Genomic DNA, 14,100 nt, shown 5'->3' on the forward strand with positions numbered 1-14,100 from the left:
TATTGAGTTCTCAAACAACAGACACACCCGGCACCACCCAAACCCAACGGTCCAGGATCACTCCGGAGCAACTTTTCAAACTTACCCGATCACCAACCGCTTTGCAAACCAGCGTATTCGCCGAATTCGAAGCAATGGAAGGGTCCCCACCCAAAAAACCAGCACGGAAATCCGCACCATTTTCCAGGCCGTTCAACAAGGGGGTCGGTCGCTATCTTTCCGCTTCAGCGGCGGCGACTCGAACTACTCTACACACCAACCCGACCCGGAACAAATCGACCCCCAGGGACGCCTCTGCCCGTCACAATCCCCGGAACGGCGCGGATTTCAGCCGCTGCAGCAGGCCCAGGGACCCCAACCGGCCGGCACTGGGCTCGTATGGAGTGGGTCACAGTCCGAGCCGACGGCGATCGACCCAGCCTGAGACGCAGCATGCGCCGGGCCAGCAGCGGCCCGTCGTCGTTCATGCGCGTTCGTTCCCTGCCGTCGCGTGCGTCCCGGCTACGGAGCGTCCGATGCCCTGGTAACCGGTGCCGGAGCCTCGGGCGCCGGAGCCTCGGCCTCCGGAGCGTCCTGTCCCCCACTTCCGGGCTCCCCCTCCCCACCGCCGCCCGCCGTCGTCGTTTGCTTACGCGACGGACGCCGCCACAGTGGTTCCAGCCCAGCCATCTCGGCGGCGGTAGCGGTCCCGAACGGAGCCCGCGCCGGCCCCTCGGGAGCCTTACGCTCCTGGCCGCGGGTGGCCCACAGGCTGGCACCGATAGAGATGCCAAGGATCGTGGCGATGACACCCAGGGACAGCGGGGTGGGGATGTAGTAGATGTCGATTTTCAGGAGCATCTTGATGCCGACCCAGACCAGGACGAGCGCCAGGCCGACCTTGAGGTAGATGAACCGGTGAATCAGGTCGGCGAGCAGGAAGTACATGGCACGCAGGCCAAGGATCGCGAAGGCGTTGGCGGTGAAGACCAGGAACACCTCATCGGTGACCGCGAAGATCGCCGGGATCGAATCGACGGCGAAGATGATGTCAGTGACCTCCACCAGGGCCAGGACGGCCAGCAACGGGGTGGCCAGCACCAGGCCGTTCTTGCGGACCAGGAATTTCTGCCCGTGGAACTTATCCGTCATTGGGACATACCGGCGGAAGAGTTTCAACGCCCGTGATTTCTCCGGCTCGGGGTGCTCGTTGCGCTGGCGGATCATCCGGTAGCCGGTGAAGAGCAGGAACGCCGCGAAGAGGTACAGCACCCACCCGGCACTGGCGATGATGGCGGAGCCTGCGGCGATGAAGATGCCGCGGAACACCAGGGCGCCCAGCACGCCAAGGAAAAGCACCCGGTGCTGGAACTCGCGGGGCACGGCGAAGTAGGTGAAGATGATCGCCCAGATGAAGACGTTGTCTACCGCCAGGGATTTTTCGATCAGGTAGCCGGCGAAGTACTGCTGGCCGAACTCGGCCCCGTAGAGCTGCCACACCAGGACGCCAAAGCCAACGCCGAACGCGACCCAGACCGCGGACCACAGGGCCGCTTCACGAACGCCGATCACGTGGGCTTTGCGGTGGGCGAAGAGGTCTACCGCCAGCATCAGGACAATCACGCCAAGGACGGCCAACCAGGCCCAGAAAGGAACATTCATCGAGGAGCACCCGCTTCCAGTCAGTCAATACCAACTGGAGGTCTCTCCCGGCCCCAACGGGCCTGCCCGCCGGGCCGCTCAGGGGCGGCCGTACTGACGACGGAACATTTGGGGGATACTCCCCTCCACCTAAAAAGTGAAGCACACTTCACCCCCGGCCGACAACGGTCGAGGATGGTCGTCCAAAGCCAATCGGGAACCCGGCCGCAACCTCGTTGCATCCGCTCCCCCGATCTGACTAGGGTAATTACTAAGCATGCTTAGCGTGTTGTGCTATCCACCCGCCGTCGATGTCCGGCCCCGCAAAAGGTGCCGGGCGCAACGCAACCATCGGAGGAGAACTATGACTGACCAGTACACGTTCAGGAACCCCGTTACGGCGTACGAGCAGATTGAGCCGCCCGAGCAGAGCCAGCCGGAACCCGGCCTGGACGCCAAGCTCACGCCCAAGGCGGATCTGGGCGAGGAAACTTATCGCGGCACCGGCCGGCTGGAAGGCCGCAAGGCACTCGTCACGGGCGCGGACTCCGGAATCGGCGCCGCGACGGCGATCGCGTTCGCCCGCGAAGGGGCCGACGTCGTGATGTCCTACCTTCCCGAAGAGGAAGAAGACGCCACCCGGATCGCGAACCTGATCGAAAAAGCCGGCCGCAAGGCAGTCAAGGTCCCCGGCGACCTGAAGGATTCGGCGGTGTGCCGGGAACTCGTGGAGACGGCCGTGCGGGAACTCGGCGGCCTGGACATCCTGGTCAACAACGCCGGCAAGCAGGTGGCGCAGAAGGCCCTCGGCGACATCACCGACGTCGAGTTCGACCACACCTACAAGACCAACGTGTACGCGATGTTCTGGCTCACCAAAGAGGCGCTGCCGCACCTGCCGGCCGGCTCCAGCATCATCAACTCCACGTCGATCCAGGCGTACAAGCCCTCCGAAACCCTGGTGGATTACGCCTCCACCAAGGCAGCGATCAACAACTTCACCAAGGGCCTGGCCCAGCAGCTCGCGCCCAAGGGCATCCGGGTCAACGCCGTGGCGCCCGGCCCGATCTGGACCCCGCTGCAGGCCAGCGGCGGCCAGCCCACCGAGGACCTGCCGGAGTTCGGCAAGGAAACGCCGCTGGGGCGCGCCGGTCAGCCGGCCGAACTGGCGCCCGCCTACGTGTTCCTCGCCTCGGCCGAGTCCAGCTACGTGATCGGTGAGACGCTCAACGTCAACGGCGGCATGCCGACGCCGTAACCCACCCTGTCCGCCCAACTGGCTCGCWGTTGTTGTCGTTTTGAGCGCTCATAACGACAACAACTGCGAGCTACTTGGGTCCCGACGCCGGGCTGCCGCCGCTCCCCGCCTACCGCTCGGGCTGCAGCGCCTTGCTCCACAACACTGCGCCGTTGGCGTTGCGCAGGCTGACCGTAAAGACGTCGTCGGCGCCGAGGTCCACGTGGCCGAAGTACTGGCTTTCGCCGCTGCGCGGGGATTCGTTGGCATAGGCGCCGGCCTTGAAGAACGCCACCTCCGGGCCGAAGGTGCCGTCCAGGGCGTTCGGGCCGAAGCTGCCGGCGTTGATGGGACCGGCCACGAATTCCCAGAACGGATCGAAGTCGGTGAAGGCGGCGCGCTCGGGCGAGTAGTGGTGGGCGGCGCAATAGTGCACGTCGGCGGTCAGCCAGACCACGTTCTTAACCCGGTTGCGCTTGAACGCGGAGAGCACCCCGGCGAGCTCGAGCTCCTTGCCCAAGGGGGCGCCGGCGTCGCGGTTTGAGAGTGACTCCTGGTTGACCGGGCCGTCCGGCACCACCAGGCCCAGCGGAAGGTCGTTGGCGATGACTTTCCAGGTTGCCTTGGACTTGCTCACCTCGCGGATCAGCCAGTCGGCCTGTTCCTGGCCGAGGATGTGGGTGAGGTGGGTTTCTTTGCCGTCCGTGTTGGCGTCCTTGTAGGTGCGCATGTCGAGGCAGAAGATGTCCAGCTGCGGGCCGCGGCTGATCTTGCGGTAAATCCGGGCGGGCTCGAAGCCGGTGCCGCCGGCGCTGACGCCCGCGATCGGCTGGTACTCCTGCCACGCTTGGCGGCCGCGGGCGGCGAGCACGTCCACGCGGCGTTCGGTGTAGCGGCTGTCGGTCAGGATCTGGCCCGGGTACCAGTTGTTGTGCGTCTCGTGGTCGTCCCACTGGGCAATGACCGGGACCTCCGCGTAGAGCGCGCGGATGTTCTTGTCCATCATGTTGTAGCGGTGCCGGCCACGGTACTCGTTGAGCGTTTCGGCCACCTTGGAGACTTCCTCGGTGACGAGGTTGCGCCACACCTGGCCGTCCGGCTCGGTCACCTCGGCGCTGATCGGACCGTCGGCGTAGATCGTGTCACCGGAGTGGATGAAGAAATCCGGCGCAGTGGCGTGCATGGCCGCGTAGCCGCGCATCCCGCCGATCTCCTCGTTGATGCCCCAGCCCTGGCCGGCGGTGTCGCCGCTCCAGACGAAGCTCTGGCCCCGCGCGGCGCGGCCACTGCGGAGCAGCCCGGTGGCCGGGGCGGTGCTGAAGGAGCCCTGCGCGGTCTCGCCGGCGTGACCGTCGGCGTCCTCGAAGTGCATGCTGACCGCGAAGCGGGTCCCGGCGGGCAGGTGTTCGGCGTTGATCCTGGCGGTGAAGTCGGTCGCCTCGGACGCGGCGCTCCCCCGCAGCACCCGCCGGAAGGCGCGGCCGCCGCGGAGCGGGGACCCGCCGTCGTCGACCGCCAGCAGGTTCGCCACCAACCGGCCCGGGCCCGACGCGCGGGACCACAGCACGCCGGAGCCGGTGGTGACGTCGCCGGTGGCGATGCCGGACGGCAAGGTTAGGCGGTTGCGGACCAGGGCGACGCCGGCGGGACGGGCGGCGCTGGCCGCTCCAGCCGTAGCGGGGACGACGGCGGCGGCGCCGGCAGCGGCCAGGGCACCTTTGAGGACATTGCGGCGGGTGAAATCAGTCATGCGTCCCAGCCTTGACGGTCCGCGTGAACCGTCGGTGGCGGGCGAGTGAACGGCACCGGGCCAGCGCCCGACGCCGGCGGGTTACCGGAACCAGAGCGCGGGCGGGAAACTCCGATTCGCCGACGCGTACGGTTCGCTCGGCAGATTGCCGGCTTTCCACGGTTCGGTGGACCGCACCTCGGGGGTGTGGCCGTGGCCGTCCCGGAGGATGGCGACGAACGTCCCGGGGATCGCGACCAGCGCGGAACCGGCGAGCAGGATAGCGAGAACTTCCATTGGTATTGCACCTCGGTGGTGGGTGGTGACTGGATGGCTTCAGTGTCTTTTGGGACCGTGTGAGCCGGCGTGTGAGCGGCGTTCCGGCGGTAAAATTGCCGGTATGGCCGACACCTGGATTCGGCTCCTCGGCCCGCCCCGGATCGAACCCCCTGACACAGCGCCCGCGGGCCCTCAACAGAGGGGCACGCCTCCCGCGCAGCCCCGGGGCCGCAAGGCGTGGGCGGTACTGGCCTACCTCGCCCTGAGCCCGGCCGGCGTCGCGCGCGCCCGAACGGCAGCGCTGCTCTTCCCGGACGCCGCGGATCCCCTGGGTGCCCTGCGATGGAACCTGTCCGAGCTGCGCCGGGTGCTCGGCGGGCCGGCGATCGCGGGCGACCCCTTACGCCTGGAGCTGGCGCCGCCCTGGCGCTGCGACGTGCTGGAGCTCGGTTCCGCCGCCGCCCGGGACGTGGACCCGCGCCGGTTCGAGGGTCAGCTGTTGGAGGGCCTGAACTTCGCCGACAGTCCGGTGTTCGAGTCCTGGCTCGCGGACCAGCGGTTCCGGCTGGAGAACGCGGTGCAGTCCCTGCTCTACGACGCCGCGCTGGCCTCGCTGGCGGCCGGCGCCCCGGCGGAGGCGGCCGCCCTCGCATCCCGGGCGCTGCAGCGGGATCCGTTCAACACCGACTGCGCCGCAGTGCTGGTCAAGGCGCTGGTGGCCCTCGGTGAGCGGCGCCGCGCCCGCGAGCAGGTCACCAGGTTCGGCGAGCTGTACCGCGCGGAGCTGGGCCTGCCGCTGCCGGAGGAGGTCAGCCGGGCGCTCTCGGAACCAGGGTCCGCCGCGGATGCCAGCACTCCGGCGAACGCGGCCACCGTCCGGTCCTACCTCGACGCCGGCGCCACCTCGCTCTCGGCCGGCGCGGTGGACCGCGGGCTCGCGCAGCTGCGCCTCGCCGTCGAACTGGCTCAACGGGCGGGCGAGCGTCACCTGCTGGCCGAGGCGCTGGTCACCCTCGCCGGGGCGGTGATCCACCAGGCGGGCGGACGCGGCGCCGAGGTGGCCGACTTCCTGCACCGCGCGCTGACCGCGGAAGCGCCCGACGGCGGCTCCCGCACCGCCGCTGCCGCCTACCGGGAGCTGGGCTACCTGGCCGTGCAGCGGGGCGTGCCGGACCGGGCCGCCGGCTGGCTGGCGAAGGCCATGCGGGCGGCCAAGGGATTCCCGGACGAGCAATCGAGGGTTCTGGCCATCCAGGGCATGCTGGCCTCGGACATCGCACGCTACGGGGATGCTGTGGCTGCCCTGGCGGAATCCGTGCGGCTGGCTGCCGAGGCGGGGAATCGCCGGCAGCAGGCATTCGGTGAGGCGCTGCTGGGACGGGTACATCTGATCCGAGGCGAGCTGGGCCCGGCGGGAGCGTGTTTGGACCGTGCTCTGGCCGGCGTGGCCGCGGAGCACTGGACGGCGTTCGAACCCTTCGTCGCGGGGCTGCGCGGCGAGACCTACCTGGCCGCAGGAAAGCTCGAGCAGGCTGCGGCAATGATCGACCGGTCCTGGGTGATGGCCGAGCTGGCCGGCGACCACTGCTACATGGCCCTCGCTGCCGGGGCCGAGGCGCGGCTGTTCCTGGCGCACGGGGACCTGGCCGCCGCGGAGCACTGGGTGGGCCGCGGCCTGGAACCGAGCCCGTGGTATCTCTGGTACTCGGCCCGGCTGCTGGACGTCGCGGCCGAGGTGGCGCTGGCGGCCGGGTCGCCGCGGGCCTCCGAGTTCGCCGACCGGCTGGGTTCGTTGGCCAGCCGGTCGGGGATGCGCGAATTCGCGGTGCGCGCGCAGTCGCACCGGGCCGCGCTGGGCGATCCGGACGCCGCGGAATCGGCGCAATGGCTCGCCAAAGAGATCGACAACCCGGCGCTGGCGGGGTGGGTGGCACGGCGGCAGGCGAGGTGAATCGGCCCGCCGCCGGGGCCGACGTCGGGTTGGTGCGCCCGTCCGCGGACCGGGCCGACGTCGGGCGGGTGCGCCCTGCCGTTGCGGCGGGTGCCGTGCCAGCGGCCCCGGATGCTCTCTCAGCTAGGGCTGTTCTGACGGCTCCAGAACAGCCATAGGTGAGAGAGCAACCGAGCTGGGCGCCCTCAAGCGCGTGCGGTGTCCACGAACGGAACCTGCCCGGCGTACTGCTGGTAGAGCTTGACGGCTTCGTCGACGTCGATGTGCCCGACGTCCAGCGAGACGGCGAGGCTTTCGAGCTGGGCGCTGCAGGTCTCCGCGGCGCTGACCCGGTCCGCGACGGAGCGTGAGGTGGCGAAGTTCGTGGACAGCGCGGCGGCGACGGAGAGGATCACGGCGAGCAGGCACAGCACCCGCCAGACGATCGAGTCCTCGCTGAGCGAGAGCAGGCCGGCCGTGGCGTGGGTGAAGCCGGTGCCGCCTACCGCGGGTCCGGCGGTGAGTGCGGCGGCCAGGCCGCTGCCCACGATGCTGACGTTGGAAAGCCGGTTCCGCCGGGGCCGTTCACGGGCCAGGTAGGCACGGACGGCCCGTTGTTTCTCGTCGATCCGGTCGGACAGCCGTTGCCGGGCGTCTGGTGCTTCGCTCATGGTCTGATGCCAGCTTCCCTCGCCGCTCCTTGGGGTTCCGCGTGGTGGCGACCGCGGACAGCATCAGAATGCTCCCGCGGGTGTGCGGTGTCTAGGGGGCGTTTCCGGGGAGGGGACAGCGCCGCGGGGCACTTCCGGGTTAAACAAAAGCAGGGCCCGTCCGAAGACGGGCCCTGCTCGAAACCTAACGGTCCCGGGTCTCTAAGGAATTAGAGAGCCTGGATGTTGGTGGCCTGAGGACCCTTGGGGCCCTGCTCGGTTTCGAAGGAGACCTTCTGGTTCTCTTCGAGGGAGCGGAAGCCGGAGGAGTTGATCGCGGAGTAGTGCGCGAAAACGTCCTGCGAGGAGTCATCGGGGGAAATGAAGCCGAAGCCCTTTTCAGCGTTAAACCATTTGACGGTACCAGTAGCCATTATTTTTGTCCTTCGTGAAGGTGGAGGAAAAGTCCCGACTTTCGGGTCCTCCAGTGTGGGGTGCTCAAAACCGCTGCTTCAGAAGAACACGGGCTTTCGACCGTGCGTACTGCCTGAACTACGAACTGCATAAACACAACAACAGGATCTACTCTACCGGAGTTTGGCGGGCCGGTTTACCACGCGTCATACAGCCCCGCGGTCCCCTCGGGCCCGGACACCCAACCTCCCATTCTGAGGAGCTCTGGAAAACTCCCCCTGGCTAGGCATCCGGAGCTTCAGGGCCCTACTCGCAGGCGATACCGTCACTGTCCCGGTCAAGAGGGCTTCTGTAACCTGGCTGTCCGATAAAGATCGGGGCCGCGCCCGCCGCCCTGGCAGCAGAGCAGTTAGCGTAGTAAACCGCCGAAACGACGGGAACCGGGGCAGCGGGCGCAGGAACGGCAACTCTGCGGCCGGCGGAAGACTTGCCGAGGGTTGTGTATCCGGCCTTGGACGCGGTGACGCGGACCGACAGAGTGGCACCCGCAGCGCTGGCAGGGATCCGGTAAGTCGCGGCGGTTGCCCCAGCAATCGCCCGACCGGAGCGGTACCACTGATAACGGAATGCGACAGGGGCGGGCGACCAGGATCCGCGGTTCAGGGTCAGCAAACGCCCCACGCGGGCCGTACCGGTAATGCGCGGGGTCGACCCCGCCAGTATGCCCTTAGCCACGACAGCAGTTGCTCCGGAGGTCTTGCCGAGAGTGGTGTAGCCGGCTTTAGATGCAGTAACGCGCACTGTGAGTCTCGAACCGGCAGCGCTGGCGGGGATCCGGTAAGTCGCGGCGGTTGCCCCAGCAATCGCCCGGCCGGAACGGTACCACTGGTAGCGGTAGGCAACGGGCGCCGGGGACCAGGATCCACGGCTGAGGGTCAGCACACGTCCAACGCGGGCAGTGCCGGTAATCCGAGGCGTGGACCCTGCCAGCACACCCTTCGCCACTACCGCAGTCGCTGCGGACAACTTGCTGACGGTGGTGTAGCCAGCCGCGGAAGCGGTGACGCGGACGGTGAGTCTCGCACCGGCGGCGCTGGCGGGGATTCTATAAGTGGCAGCGGTCGCTCCAGAAATTGTTCGACCGGCAAGGTACCACTGATAGCGGAACGCCGAGGGGGCCGGCGACCAAGAGCCGCGATTCGCAGTTGCGACGTATCCCACCCGGGCCGTACCGGTGATGCGGGGCGCAGACCCGAGCAGCGCACCCTCCGTTACCATCCCGGTCGCCGCGGACAGGGCCGTTGCGGTGGTGTAATCGGGCTTGGAACCGGCCACGCCCACTACCAGCGAGGTACCCAGGTCACTTGGTGTCAGGGTGTAGGTCGACCCCGTAGCACCGGTGATGGCAACTCCGGCGCGGTACCACTGGTAGCTAAACGAGACGGAGGACGGTGCCCAACTGCCGGGGTCGGCGGACAGTACATATCCGACCCTGGTAGTGCCAGAGATACTAGGGGTGCCAGCGGCGAGGGCGTATTTGGCCACCACGGCAGCGGACGTCACCGTGCTCACGTCGTAGCCGGGATTGGAGCCGGTCACTTGTACCGAGATCGCCTTCCCGACGTGGTCTGCGCCAATGAGCAGGGCGGCCTCGGTCGCCCCCGCCAGGGGAACTCCATCAGCCAGCCACTGATACTCGAATGTGGTGCCCGGGGTCCAGAGACCGGGATCGACCGTCAGCGTCGCACCTACCGTGGCGTCGCCCGAAAGAGACGGGGTTGAGACGGTCAGCGTGCTGTCTTGAACAACGGCAGTCGGCTCACTGGTACTCGTAACGTCCGAAGATGCGACTGCAGGCAGCACCCCGGAGGCAGTGACAACTGCAACGACTGTGATCAATTCCGCTAGGCGACGTGTCCAAGACGAAGCGGGTGTGGCGCGGCAAACTTTCAAAGCTCATTCCCCCAATATTCAACTACTTCAAGATTCAACTGAGAGAACTATGCCACAGCTTTCGCTGGAATTACCTACCCGTTTCCAGCCGATTCCTAACGAATGAAAAGCAGCCCAATTGTCGGCCGGCAATGGCGCTTCCAGAGCGCACCACTTACCAATCGACCGACGACGATTTCTCCACCCCTCGGGCCGGCTAGGAGACGGGCTCCCGCTCCCGGACGCTGGCGGCCGACGTCGTCGCCGCCTCGGGCGCGACGTCCGGCACCACCGGGGTTTGCCCGCCCCTGTTGCCGCCAAGGCGCCGGTCCACCGCACGTCCGGCAGCGATCGAGAGGCGCTGGGCAGGCTGTTCCACATAGCGGTAGAACAGTTCAGCCGCCGCGAAGCAGAGGACGACGGCGACGGCGAGCGCCAGCGGCAGCGAGACTCCCCGCATTAGCGTCACGCAGGCCAGGATGATCGGCAGGTGCACGAGGTACAGGCTGAAGGAGATGCGGCCCAGCCATTGTGCGGCGGCGGTGTCTCCCAACTTCTTCGCGGAAGCGGTCAGCAGGAACACAAGGACGAGCAGTGTGGCGCCGACGGTGATGAGCGCCTCCACACCCTTGACGGGTTTGGCCGGGCTGATCCATTCGGCGTTGGCCAGGAAGAGCCCAGCGGCGGTCAACGGGAGCCAGACGAGCCGCGGCCAAGAGTCGGTCAGCTCCCGGATCCGGTCCCGCTCGACGCCCAGGATCGCACCGATGGCAAAGATCGGCAGGTAGATCAGCCACTGCACTTCCTGCAGGGCGCCCAGCACGGTCAGGCCGACGGCGAGCGCCAGTTTCAGGTGCCAGATGCGCCGCCACTTGAGGGCGATCAGGACGTAAAGCGGAAGCAGCAACGAGAACAGCACCTCCCACCGCAGCGTCCATAACGGCGTATTCACGGTACTCGCGCCGAGCACCAGCAACCCGTCGCGGGCCACCCGGCCAAGTTCGGGGTCCACCACGTACATGTCAGCCCACGAACTCTGCAACGGCGACGCCGTGCGGGGCACCAGCGCGATCAGCGCCGCCGCAAGCCCCAGGGCCGCCCAGGCCGGAAGGTAGAGCCGCAGCAGCCGCTTGACGTAATACGAGGCCCAGCCCTTGCCCCGGCCGGCCTGGGTAAGGGGCAGAATCAGGACAAAGCCGGAGAGCACAAAGAACACGTGGACCGCCGGCGTGCCGTTCCAGAGCAAGTGCAGCGGCGAGAACACCGCCCACATCTCCGCGCTGTTGAGCGGACGGGAGCGTTCATCGAACACGACGTGGCCAATTCCGGGCACGACGGAGAGCACGTGGCAGGCGACGACCACCAGGGCGGCGAGCCCACGGAGGCCGTCCAATTGCGTGACTCGGGTGGTTCCAGACTGTTTCGGCATCAGCCCCATGTTACCAGTTCGTTACATTTTGCTGCTGGCCGGCAATAGCTCGCGGACCTGGATTTGGGACCTCGCCGCGGACCGTCGCAGTCCGGTTCCCGAGGGAGAATTCCCGGGCGCATCCCCCGGCCCCGCAGCGGCATGCCTTCTGAAAGCGGGCGCTTTCCGGGTATTGACTACTCGTGACACGCGGTCACCGGGGCTATAACTTGAGCTTCACTCAGTACGGGTCGAGGTAGAGGTGCCAGGCGGGGAGGCAACCATGCGTAAGAGTGCAACTCTGGCCTCCAAAGCGCAGGCAATCGAGGCTGCGGCGCTCCCCGGCCCAGTCCGCAAAGGCCTCACGCCGTTATCCGAGAAAATACTTTTCAACTATGCCACCGTTGCGCCGATGAGCCGGGCCGCCTATGAAGCCGCACGCACATTCATGGCGGATTTTTACCTCTATGGGCCTCCCGAAGTTCTCTACCAATACGACACACTGGCAGACGACATGGCCACCGAAGCCGCCCGGCTGCTCCATTGTTCGGCGGAGGAAGTCACGTACCTAAAAAATACGACCGAAGGCATCATGATGGCGAGCGAAGCCTTGCCGTTGCAGCGGGGCGATGAGGTATTGGTGCTCGGCAACGAATATCCCGCAAATCTGCTGCCGTGGCTGCGTAAGCGCCAAGACGGCGTGACCGTGAAGGTAATCACGGGCCGCGACAATGAAGGCGCGTTCCTGCGTTTGCTCGAGAGCATCGGCCCCCAAACCAGGGCCATAAGCATCTCCTCGGCCCAGCAGTACGACGGATTCATGCCCGCTCTCGGCTTACTTTCGGACGTGTGCCACGGCCGGGGCATCTTCCTGATTGTCGACGCCGTCCAGCACCTTGGTGCGCGGAGGATTGACCTGGCCAAAACCCCGGTGGACATCCTGGTGTGCGGCGGCCAAAAGTATCTGCGCGCCGGAATGGGCATCGGGTTCATGTACGTAAACCGGAACGTCATGCCCTTCTTGCGCGACAGCAAAGCGGGCATTCGCAGCGTGGAACGCTTCGACGAGAATTCCTACGTGCTGAAAAGTACGGCCGCGCGCTTCCAGGATGGCACCCAAAATGTCAGCGGGCTGGCGGCCCTGCATGCGGCACTAAGGGAAACCAACGCCGTTGGGATGGACGCCATCGAACAGAAAAACCTTGAGCTTCTAGCGGGGATCAAGGCTGTTCTGCACGAACACAACCTGGACTTTATTGATCACGGCACGCAGCAAAGCAACATCGTCTCGATCCGCACCCCCGATCCGGCCGGCCTATGCGGATTCCTGACGGAGCGCGGCATCTACCTCAAGCCCATCCAGGACGTAGCCCGAATCTCCTTCATCCACGAGTCCAGGCTGGAAGACGTCGCGGTTTTGGCCCGGCTTACCCGGGAATTCCTCGACGGCGGCAGAACCTAGCGTTTACGCGGCTGGCAAGGGCGGGCGGTGGGTCTGTGCGGGCAGCGGGTCAGCGGGCAAGGGGTTAGCGGGCAGCAGCTTGTTCGGTGGGCGACCACTTGACCCTCGGCATGATGATGGACGGCTCGATGTTGTCTTTGTAGCGGCGCGTGAACTCGAGCATGGCGGCCAATTCTGCCTGCAGCCGGGCCTCCAGGTCCCTGTGACAGGCCCTGATGGCCTCGTGCACCTCGACATGGGGTTCCAGCTTGCCGGTCGCTTCCTGGCGGGGGTTGGCGACATGCTCGATTTTGACCGAGGAATCGATGTCTGCGAGTTTTTGGGCTATTTCGCCGATGCTCAAGCGGTGGGTGAAATTGTGCACCATCTGGTGTTCACCGGCCTCGACGTCGAGGTCGATCAACTTGAGGAAGTTTTCGACCGTATCGGTCAGGCTTATCAGGCCGGTCTTCTGGGTGCCGTCGCCGTAGACAGTGAGGGGATGGCCGACGACGGCCTGGCAGACAAAGCGGTTGATGACCGTGCCGAAGACGGCGTCGTAATTGAACCTGGCAGCCAGGCCGCCCCGCTCGGGTGCATGGTTTTCCGGAATCGTTGCGCCAAAGATGGTGGCTTGCTGGACTGTCATGACTTTCAAGCCCCACATTTTGGAGCAAAGGTCATCAATCAGCAGGTCGGCGATCTTCGACTGATGGTAAAAGTCGGTGGCTTGCATCGGGAGGAAGCTTTGCAGGACCTTGTGCTGCCGGCCTTCGTGTTCGAAAGCGAAGTCGTGCTTGCCAAGCGGGACAGCATCGGTATCGGTGGCCATGTAGCAGCCTCCAGAGCCCAGCTTGATGTATTTAGTCGCTTTGCTCAGGTGCGCGATAGTCCACAGCACGTTGAGGTGGCCGACGATATTGTTCGTAAAAGTGGCGGCCGCATTTTCGGCGCTGCTCATTGAAAACGGCGCCGAGGGCTGCTGGGCCGCATTAATGACCACGGCGGGCCGGTACTTTGCTAGGACGTTCTCAACTGCCTTTGGATCCAGCAGTTCAACCTTCTCGAATGAGAGATTCGCCTTCCCGAAGATCCGTGTGTACTCCGCGATGCGCACTTCGGGGCTCCGTAGGGGCACCAGGACCTTGGCCCGGGCTTCCTTTTCCCAGCGGCGCTTGATGAGGTTGTCTACCAGAACCACCTGCCGGCCGGTGCGGTTGGCCATCGCCAGACCCAGCGTCCAGCCTAAATACCCATCCCCGCCAAGAATCATGAGCACATTGTCGTTCGTCTCAATCATGGCTGAGCCCCATGAAAATCACGCTTTCCGCTTTTACAAAATGCATGAATGGTTCTGTAGTTCGAGAACGTAGAGCAACTCTGCCCATGAGTCAATGGTTTGGGTCAGCTCATAGTGCGACTTCAGCCCGCGAGGTTGCAACGACGGCGCCTACCAGGCC

Annotated in this window: 11 protein-coding genes; 3 read left to right on the forward strand and 8 right to left on the reverse strand. The window is 66.0% G+C overall.

Going from position 1 to position 14,100, the window contains the following annotated elements; translation table 11 throughout:
* Window positions 1-501: 501 nt before the first annotated feature.
* The gene (locus AC1DNC_RS14420) at window positions 502-1,641 is read right to left on the reverse strand and encodes a TerC family protein (RefSeq protein WP_476863220.1); all 1,140 of its coding nucleotides are present in this window, start codon (window positions 1,639-1,641) and stop codon (window positions 502-504) included.
* A 343-nt stretch (window positions 1,642-1,984) separates the two neighbouring features.
* Here AC1DNC_RS14420 and AC1DNC_RS14425 point away from each other — a divergent pair, with 343 nt between their 5' ends.
* The gene (locus AC1DNC_RS14425) at window positions 1,985-2,878 is read left to right on the forward strand and encodes a glucose 1-dehydrogenase (protein WP_476863221.1); all 894 of its coding nucleotides are present in this window, start codon (window positions 1,985-1,987) and stop codon (window positions 2,876-2,878) included.
* A gap of 109 nt (window positions 2,879-2,987) precedes the next feature.
* Here the strand turns inward: AC1DNC_RS14425 and AC1DNC_RS14430 are convergent, their stop codons facing one another.
* Complete coding sequence (locus AC1DNC_RS14430; RefSeq protein ID WP_476863222.1) at window positions 2,988-4,607, reverse strand: alkaline phosphatase D family protein; 1,620 nt, start codon at window positions 4,605-4,607, stop codon at window positions 2,988-2,990.
* Between the two features lie 81 nt (window positions 4,608-4,688).
* Window positions 4,689-4,883: a hypothetical protein gene (locus tag AC1DNC_RS14435; protein ID WP_476863223.1), complete on the reverse strand. Its 195-nt coding sequence runs from the start codon at window positions 4,881-4,883 to the stop codon at window positions 4,689-4,691.
* Between the two features lie 103 nt (window positions 4,884-4,986).
* Here AC1DNC_RS14435 and AC1DNC_RS14440 point away from each other — a divergent pair, with 103 nt between their 5' ends.
* The gene (locus tag AC1DNC_RS14440; RefSeq protein WP_476863224.1) at window positions 4,987-6,816 is read left to right on the forward strand and encodes an AfsR/SARP family transcriptional regulator; all 1,830 of its coding nucleotides are present in this window, start codon (window positions 4,987-4,989) and stop codon (window positions 6,814-6,816) included.
* A 185-nt stretch (window positions 6,817-7,001) separates the two neighbouring features.
* On the opposite strand, the gene AC1DNC_RS14445 is transcribed toward AC1DNC_RS14440, so the two are convergent.
* The 4 genes from AC1DNC_RS14445 to AC1DNC_RS14460 form a co-directional block, all read right to left on the reverse strand.
* Complete coding sequence (locus AC1DNC_RS14445) at window positions 7,002-7,466, reverse strand: hypothetical protein (RefSeq protein ID WP_476863225.1); 465 nt, start codon at window positions 7,464-7,466, stop codon at window positions 7,002-7,004.
* A 209-nt stretch (window positions 7,467-7,675) separates the two neighbouring features.
* A complete protein-coding gene (locus AC1DNC_RS14450; RefSeq protein WP_056738746.1) occupies window positions 7,676-7,879 on the reverse strand; it encodes a cold-shock protein in 204 nt (67 codons plus the stop codon).
* Between the two features lie 286 nt (window positions 7,880-8,165).
* Window positions 8,166-9,137: an excalibur calcium-binding domain-containing protein gene (locus AC1DNC_RS14455; protein WP_476863395.1), complete on the reverse strand. Its 972-nt coding sequence runs from the start codon at window positions 9,135-9,137 to the stop codon at window positions 8,166-8,168.
* Window positions 9,138-10,008: 871 nt separating this feature from the next.
* A complete protein-coding gene (locus AC1DNC_RS14460; protein WP_476863226.1) occupies window positions 10,009-11,220 on the reverse strand; it encodes an acyltransferase family protein in 1,212 nt (403 codons plus the stop codon).
* 262 nt (window positions 11,221-11,482) lie between these two features.
* On the opposite strand from AC1DNC_RS14460, the gene AC1DNC_RS14465 reads away from it, so the two are divergent.
* On the forward strand, window positions 11,483-12,661 hold the full coding sequence (locus tag AC1DNC_RS14465; protein WP_476863227.1) for an aminotransferase class V-fold PLP-dependent enzyme: 1,179 nt from the start codon (window positions 11,483-11,485) through the stop codon (window positions 12,659-12,661).
* Window positions 12,662-12,725: 64 nt separating this feature from the next.
* Here AC1DNC_RS14465 and AC1DNC_RS14470 read toward each other — a convergent pair whose 3' ends face one another.
* Window positions 12,726-13,940: an NAD-dependent epimerase/dehydratase family protein gene (locus tag AC1DNC_RS14470; RefSeq protein ID WP_476863228.1), complete on the reverse strand. Its 1,215-nt coding sequence runs from the start codon at window positions 13,938-13,940 to the stop codon at window positions 12,726-12,728.
* Between the last annotated feature and the right edge of the window lie 160 nt (window positions 13,941-14,100).

Source organism: Arthrobacter sp. 01N442 (genome assembly GCF_056399345.1).

Excerpts from the sequence above, each read along its gene's own strand:
- AC1DNC_RS14425 (WP_476863221.1), top strand. The coding sequence starts at position 1,985 with ATGACTGACCAGTACACGTTCAGGAACCCCGTTACGGCGTACGAGCAG.
- AC1DNC_RS14420 (WP_476863220.1), bottom strand. The coding sequence starts at position 1,641 with ATGAATGTTCCTTTCTGGGCCTGGTTGGCCGTCCTTGGCGTGATTGTC.
- AC1DNC_RS14440 (WP_476863224.1), top strand. The coding sequence starts at position 4,987 with ATGGCCGACACCTGGATTCGGCTCCTCGGCCCGCCCCGGATCGAACCC.
- AC1DNC_RS14465 (WP_476863227.1), top strand. The coding sequence starts at position 11,483 with ATGCGTAAGAGTGCAACTCTGGCCTCCAAAGCGCAGGCAATCGAGGCT.
- AC1DNC_RS14470 (WP_476863228.1), bottom strand. The coding sequence starts at position 13,940 with ATGATTGAGACGAACGACAATGTGCTCATGATTCTTGGCGGGGATGGG.
- AC1DNC_RS14460 (WP_476863226.1), bottom strand. The coding sequence starts at position 11,220 with ATGCCGAAACAGTCTGGAACCACCCGAGTCACGCAATTGGACGGCCTC.
- AC1DNC_RS14435 (WP_476863223.1), bottom strand. The coding sequence starts at position 4,883 with ATGGAAGTTCTCGCTATCCTGCTCGCCGGTTCCGCGCTGGTCGCGATC.
- AC1DNC_RS14430 (WP_476863222.1), bottom strand. The coding sequence starts at position 4,607 with ATGACTGATTTCACCCGCCGCAATGTCCTCAAAGGTGCCCTGGCCGCT.
- AC1DNC_RS14450 (WP_056738746.1), bottom strand. The coding sequence starts at position 7,879 with ATGGCTACTGGTACCGTCAAATGGTTTAACGCTGAAAAGGGCTTCGGC.
- AC1DNC_RS14455 (WP_476863395.1), bottom strand. The coding sequence starts at position 9,137 with ATGGTAACGGAGGGTGCGCTGCTCGGGTCTGCGCCCCGCATCACCGGT.
- AC1DNC_RS14445 (WP_476863225.1), bottom strand. The coding sequence starts at position 7,466 with ATGAGCGAAGCACCAGACGCCCGGCAACGGCTGTCCGACCGGATCGAC.